The sequence below is a fragment of the Thermoanaerobaculia bacterium genome (assembly GCA_035260525.1).
GTDB lineage: Bacteria > Acidobacteriota > Thermoanaerobaculia > UBA5066 > DATFVB01 > DATFVB01.
Genome location: DATFVB010000238.1, coordinates 1 through 5,316, shown reverse-complemented (window position 1 = coordinate 5,316; position 5,316 = coordinate 1). Strand labels below are relative to the sequence as shown.

The window sequence follows — 5,316 nt, the reverse complement described above, 5'->3', positions numbered from 1 at the left end:
GTCTCATACGAATCATCTTCGGTTCCTCCCTTCGAACCGGGCCCAATGTAATTCACCCGAATCCTTTGATTCGTGATCCAACTGAATCAGGTACGCCTGGGGATCCCGGGCCGGCTGGTGGCATTCGCTCCGCCTTCCCTTTATCGTTTGCCTGTCCGCCGCCGGGCGGCGAAAGGAGACTCCATGGACGAATCGGCCAACGCGGAGGGGCGACGCCTCGGTTTTCCCTCGCGCAGACTCGGCGGCGTCAGGAAAACGACCGGGATTTTCCTCATTGCGATCGGGGCGGCCTTGCTCCTGGCGCAGCTGAACATGGTCTCCCTCGAGCCCCTGAAGCGCTGGTGGCCTTTGATCCTGATTGCGATCGGAGCCGTCCGGCTCTTCGGCGGCGCGCGCCAGCGCTGGGGCGGCTACTGGTTCGTGATCGTCGGAATCTACGGACTGATCGGCGAGTGGGGCCTCTTCGGCCTGACCTGGGGCGAGGCCTGGCCGATCTTCGTCATCGCCGCCGGAATCGGGATCCTGGTCCGCCCGTGGCTCGCGCGGGAAGGCGCCCGCCGTTCGGGCTGAGTGCCCCTCCCCGCGCCGACGACCGCGAGCCTGTCGAGCCGGCGAAGAGATCGGAGGGCGCGAACATTTCTTGCCGATCGTCGTCGCCTCCACCGCGCTCCTGCGCCCGTCCTGCGCTATTGCTCTCCTTCGACCTCGGACTCGACGCCCGGCGTCGATTTGTCGGAATCGGGCAGGATGCTGCCCTCGAGGTTCTCGCGATTCTCGGGAGTGTCCTCGCGCGCGATCTCGACCTGCTCGGTCTTGCCGTCGCTTCCCTCGACGACGACGACCTCCGTCCTCGCCCCGCCGATCTCGACGAATTTCGTCTCACGGACGACGACGACCCGGTTTTCGTGAACGAGCTCCCAACCCGGCGCCAGGCCCACCGGAACGACCCACACGCGGCGGCCATGGATCATCCGGAACGTCACGCGCCGCCGGATCCGCCGGCGAACGCGCCGTCTCACGGCCCGGCGATGCCGCCGGACGGCGGGCCGGCGAGGCTCGCCCTCCACCGCCCATCCGGAGCTCAGTGCGGCGGCCGTCCCGGCCGCGAGGAACCCGAGAAGCGTCCGACGGTTCATGAGCCACTCCTTTCACGCGTCTCGCCTGAGGCGCAGGCCGGCGAGCCGGGTCCGTCCGGGAAGATCGTTTCTGTTGGAACGATTATAACCGCGAGAAGGATGCGCCGTGGCCGGCCGGCATTCGAGACGGGGCATGCGCGCCGCGTCGGGTGTCGCGAGGCATCGTGGAAGCCGGCGGCGCGATCGAGCCCTCTGCGGGGCCGTTAGAATCGGTACGGAAGGAGACGAACCATGGCCGTCAAACCCATTCCCGAGGGGTACCACTCGCTCACGCCCTACCTCATCGTCGACGGAGCGGCGAAGGCGATCGAGTTCTACGTGAAGGCGCTCGGCGCCGTGGAGGTGATGCGCATGCCCGCTCCGAACGGCCGCATCGGACACGCCGAGGTGCGCATCGGCGATTCGCACCTGATGCTCGCCGACGAGCATCCGGAGATGGGAGCCCTCGGGCCGCGGCCGGGGACGCCGAGTCCGATCAGCCTGCTCCTGTACGTCGACGACTGCGACGCGGTGATCGAGCGGGCCGCCGCGGCGGGCGCGAAGGTCACTCGCCCGCCGGCCGACCAGTTCTACGGCGACCGTTCGGGCGGGTTCACCGATCCCTTCGGCCACTCGTGGTACGTCTCGACGCACGTCAAGGACATCTCGAACGAGGAGATGCGGCGCGCGGTGGACGAACGGATCCGCGAGGCCGAGAAGAAGTAGCCGGTTAGGCGGCGGTGCCTTCCTCGCGTCCCTTTCGGGTCAGACCGAGCGCCGCTTCGACGATCGCCGCCGGCTGCGGCACGAACGCCTGCTCGAGGGCCCAGCTCGACGGCGCCGGAGTATCCGGACCGGTGACCCGGACGATCGGCGCTTTCAGCTCGTCGAACGCCTTCTCCGCGACGGTCGCGGCGACCTCGGCGCCGACACCGCAGGTGCGGCTCGCCTCGTGGGCGACGACGAGCCGGCCCGTCTTTCCGACGGAAGCGAGGACGGCCTGCTCGTCCCAGGGCTTCACCGAACGCAGGTCGACCACCTCGGCGGAGACGCCCTGCGACGCGAGCGTCTCGGCCGCGGCGAGGCAGGCGGGGACCATCTTCGCGTAGGCGACGAGCGTGACGTCGGTTCCGGCGCGGACGACGGCGGCCTTCCCGATCGGGACGGCGGGTTGATCGTCCGGCACCTCGCCCTCCGAGTGGAGGAGTCCCATGTCCGCGAAGAACATGACCGGATTCTCGTCGCGGATCGCTGCCTTCAGCAGCCCCTTGAAGTCGGCCGCGTTCGACGGCATGACGACTTTCAGCCCGGGAGCGTGGGCGAACCACGCCTCGATGTTGTGGTTGTGCTGGGCGCCGACCGTCCAGCCGCAGCCGGTCATCGCGAGAGCGACGAGCGGGAACGAGAACTGTCCCCCCGAGATGTAGCGGAGCTTTCCGGCGCTGTTGACGATCTCGTCCATCGAGAAGCAGATGAACGGAGCGAAGAGCAGGTCGATGATCGGCCGGAGCCCCGTCGCGGCCGCGCCCGCCGCGGTCCCGGCGATGATGCCTTCGGCGAGCGGCGTGTTGCGGACGCGCGCGGCGCCGAACTCCTCGACGAGCTCGCGCCGCTTCGTCGCGACTCCTTCCCCGAACATCACGACGCGTGGGTCGAGTCGCATCTCCTCGGCGATCGCTTCTCCGATGGCCTGCATGGGGGTGGTCCTGGGCATGACGATTTCTCCTTCGTTCCCGGTCAGGCGTAGACGTCCGTGAGAACCTCTTCGGGCGCGGGAAACGGCGAGCTCGCCGCGAACTGCGCGGCGGCTTCGATCTTCTCGCGGACGCCGCCGGCGATCGCGTCGAGGGACGCCTCGGTCGCCTCGCCGCGCTCGAGCAGGCGCTTGCGCAGCGTCGCGATCGGGTCGCGCGCCTTCCAGCCGGCGAGCTCGGCCGCGTCCACGTACGACTGGTCGTCCGGCTCGAAGTGGCCGCGGAGGCGATACGTGTAAGTCTCGAGCAGGAAGGGCCGGCGCGTTTTCCGGATCGCGGCGATCGCCTCCGACGCGGCCGCGTGAACGGCCTCGACGTCGTTGCCGTCGACCGTCCGCCCCTCGATCCCGTAGCCGGCCGCGCGCTCGCTGATGTGATCGATCAGCATCGTCTCTTTCCGGCGCACGTACGCCTGCCACTGGTTGTTCTCGCAAACGTAGAGGACGGGGAGGTTCCAGACGGCGGCGAGGTTCACCGACTCGTGAAAGATCCCCTCGCAGGCGGCCCCATCGCCGAAGAAGCAGGCGGCGACCGCGTCCCCGCCCTGCATCGAGAGCGAAAGGCCGACGCCGGTCGCCAAAGACAGCTCGCCGCCGACGATCGTCGAGGTGAGGATCACGCCGAGGTCCTTGACGGAGATGTGGAGGGTTCCGCTCTTTCCCTTGCAGTAGCCGGTCGCCCGGCCGCCGATCTCCGCCATCATCCGGCCCGCATCGGCGCCGCGCGCGAGGAGGTGGCCGGCGCTCCGGTGGTTCGTGAGGATCAGGTCCTTCGGTTCGAGGGCGAAGACGACGCCCACCGCGGACGCCTCCTGCCCGACCGAAGTGCAGGTGCCGGCGGCCTTTCCCTCGGCCTGCAGGGCGACGTTCTTCTCTTCGAACGCCCGGATCAGCATCATGCGTTCGAGCATCGCGATCGGCTTCATCGTGTTTTCCTCACGCTGGCGGGGGATTTTATCAGCAACACCGCTTCCGGCGTCGGCCAGCGGCCCCCTTCCCTGAGGCGACTGCATCTGGCGCCTCCCCCCGCGGCGGCGCGAACATGGCTCGGAGGTTTCGGCATGTCCTCTCCGGCGCTTCGCTCCCCGAGCTCCGCCCTTCCCGAAGGGCGAGCCTCCTTCCGCCGCGGGCTGTGGCGGCTCGCCGACCCGAAGATCTCGCTCGCTTCGATGGCGGGAATGTTCCTGGGCGCCGCGGCGGCCGCGCGCGGCGGCGCGCTTTCGCCGGGGTGGCTCGCGCTCACCGTCGCGGGCATCTTCGCGATCGAGGTCGCCAAGAACGCTTCCGGAGAGATCTTCGATTTCGATTCGGGGACGGACCGGGCCGTGACGCCCGAGGAGCGGACCCCGTTTTCCGGCGGCAAACGCGTCCTGGTCGACGGCCTGCTTTCCCGCGGGCAGACGAAGGCGATCGCGTGGACGGGATATCTGCTCGGGGCCGCGGCGGGGATCGCGATCGCGCTCTTGCGCGAGCCGGCGGTCCTCGTCTTCGGCGCCGCCGGGCTGGCGCTCGCGTTCTTCTACCACGCGCCTCCGCTCCGTCTTTCGTACCGCGGGTGGGGAGAGGCGGCGGTGGCGGCCGTCTACGGCCCGCTGATCGTGCTCGGGACGGAAGTCGTTCAGCGCGGTCGCGTCTCGGCATTCGCGTTCCTCGCGTCGATTCCCCTCGGACTGATGATCGGCGCGTTTCTCTGGGTCAACGAGCTTCCGGACCGGCGCGCGGACGCATCCGCCGGGAAAAGGACGATGGTCGTCCGGCTGGGCGCCCGGCGGGCGTCCGCCGTCTATTCGGGAATCGTCGCGGCCGCTTTTCTCTTCCAGGCGGCGTGGCCATTTTCCGCCGGCGCCTCGGGCGCCGTTCTCGGCATCCTCGGGCTTCCGCCGGCCGTCGCCGCGGCGATGATGCTCGGGCGCGGCCGCGCCCCCGCCGCAACCGCCCGGCTCGGCTCGGCGCAGGCCCTCACGCTCGTCTCGTTCCTGATCCTCGCCGTCGCCGGAGGAATCGGACTTCTCCTCGCCTGACGCCCTCCGCCGCGAGGGCGAAATTCACCCGCTTCGCCGGGTCCTCACGAACGATCCGGGCTCAGACGTCGACGGAGACGCCTTCGGAGTCGCTCTGCCGGGCGGCGCGGCGCTCCTGTTTGTCGGCGTACATCCGGCGGTCGGCCGCCGCGACGAGCTCTTCCATCCGCGTTCCCGGGTCGAAGTCGGTCATCCCGACACTCATCGAGAGGCGGAACGGCTTTCCCGCGCAGGTGTTCCACGCCTCGAGCGAATCGCGCAGCGCGCGGACCGGCACCTCCGCGTCCTCAGTGCGATTCATGAGAGCGAGGACGACGAACTCGTCGCCGCCGAGACGAGCCACGACGTCGGTCTCCCGGAAGCTCGACCGAAGAAGCGCCGCCGCGGCCGCGAGCGCCTCGTCGCCCGCGGAATGGCCGAACGTGTC

At 69.4% G+C, this 5,316-nt stretch carries 7 protein-coding genes; 3 read left to right on the top strand and 4 right to left on the bottom strand.

Going from position 1 to position 5,316, the window contains the following annotated elements:
* Positions 1-183 precede the first annotated feature (183 nt).
* Positions 184-570 carry a DUF5668 domain-containing protein gene (locus VKH46_11935; GenBank protein HKB71547.1) on the top strand — a complete coding sequence of 129 codons (387 nt, stop codon included), beginning with the start codon at positions 184-186 and terminating at the stop codon, positions 568-570.
* Between the two features lie 116 nt (positions 571-686).
* On the opposite strand, the gene VKH46_11930 is transcribed toward VKH46_11935, so the two are convergent.
* On the bottom strand, positions 687-1,136 hold the full coding sequence (locus VKH46_11930) for a hypothetical protein (GenBank protein HKB71546.1): 450 nt from the start codon (positions 1,134-1,136) through the stop codon (positions 687-689).
* A gap of 231 nt (positions 1,137-1,367) precedes the next feature.
* On the opposite strand from VKH46_11930, the gene VKH46_11925 reads away from it, so the two are divergent.
* Positions 1,368-1,841 carry a VOC family protein gene (locus VKH46_11925; protein HKB71545.1) on the top strand — a complete coding sequence of 158 codons (474 nt, stop codon included), beginning with the start codon at positions 1,368-1,370 and terminating at the stop codon, positions 1,839-1,841.
* A 4-nt stretch (positions 1,842-1,845) separates the two neighbouring features.
* Here the strand turns inward: VKH46_11925 and VKH46_11920 are convergent, their stop codons facing one another.
* Positions 1,846-2,829 (bottom strand): transketolase C-terminal domain-containing protein, encoded by a 984-nt coding sequence (locus VKH46_11920; GenBank protein HKB71544.1) that lies wholly within the window; start codon positions 2,827-2,829, stop codon positions 1,846-1,848.
* A gap of 23 nt (positions 2,830-2,852) precedes the next feature.
* Complete coding sequence (locus tag VKH46_11915) at positions 2,853-3,794, bottom strand: thiamine pyrophosphate-dependent dehydrogenase E1 component subunit alpha (GenBank protein ID HKB71543.1); 942 nt, start codon at positions 3,792-3,794, stop codon at positions 2,853-2,855.
* Between the two features lie 135 nt (positions 3,795-3,929).
* Between VKH46_11915 and VKH46_11910 the strand changes: the two genes are divergently transcribed.
* The gene (locus VKH46_11910; GenBank protein HKB71542.1) at positions 3,930-4,889 is read left to right on the top strand and encodes a prenyltransferase; all 960 of its coding nucleotides are present in this window, start codon (positions 3,930-3,932) and stop codon (positions 4,887-4,889) included.
* 61 nt (positions 4,890-4,950) lie between these two features.
* On the opposite strand, the gene VKH46_11905 is transcribed toward VKH46_11910, so the two are convergent.
* On the bottom strand, positions 4,951-5,316 hold a 366-nt coding region (locus VKH46_11905; protein HKB71541.1), incomplete at its 5' end, for a GGDEF domain-containing protein.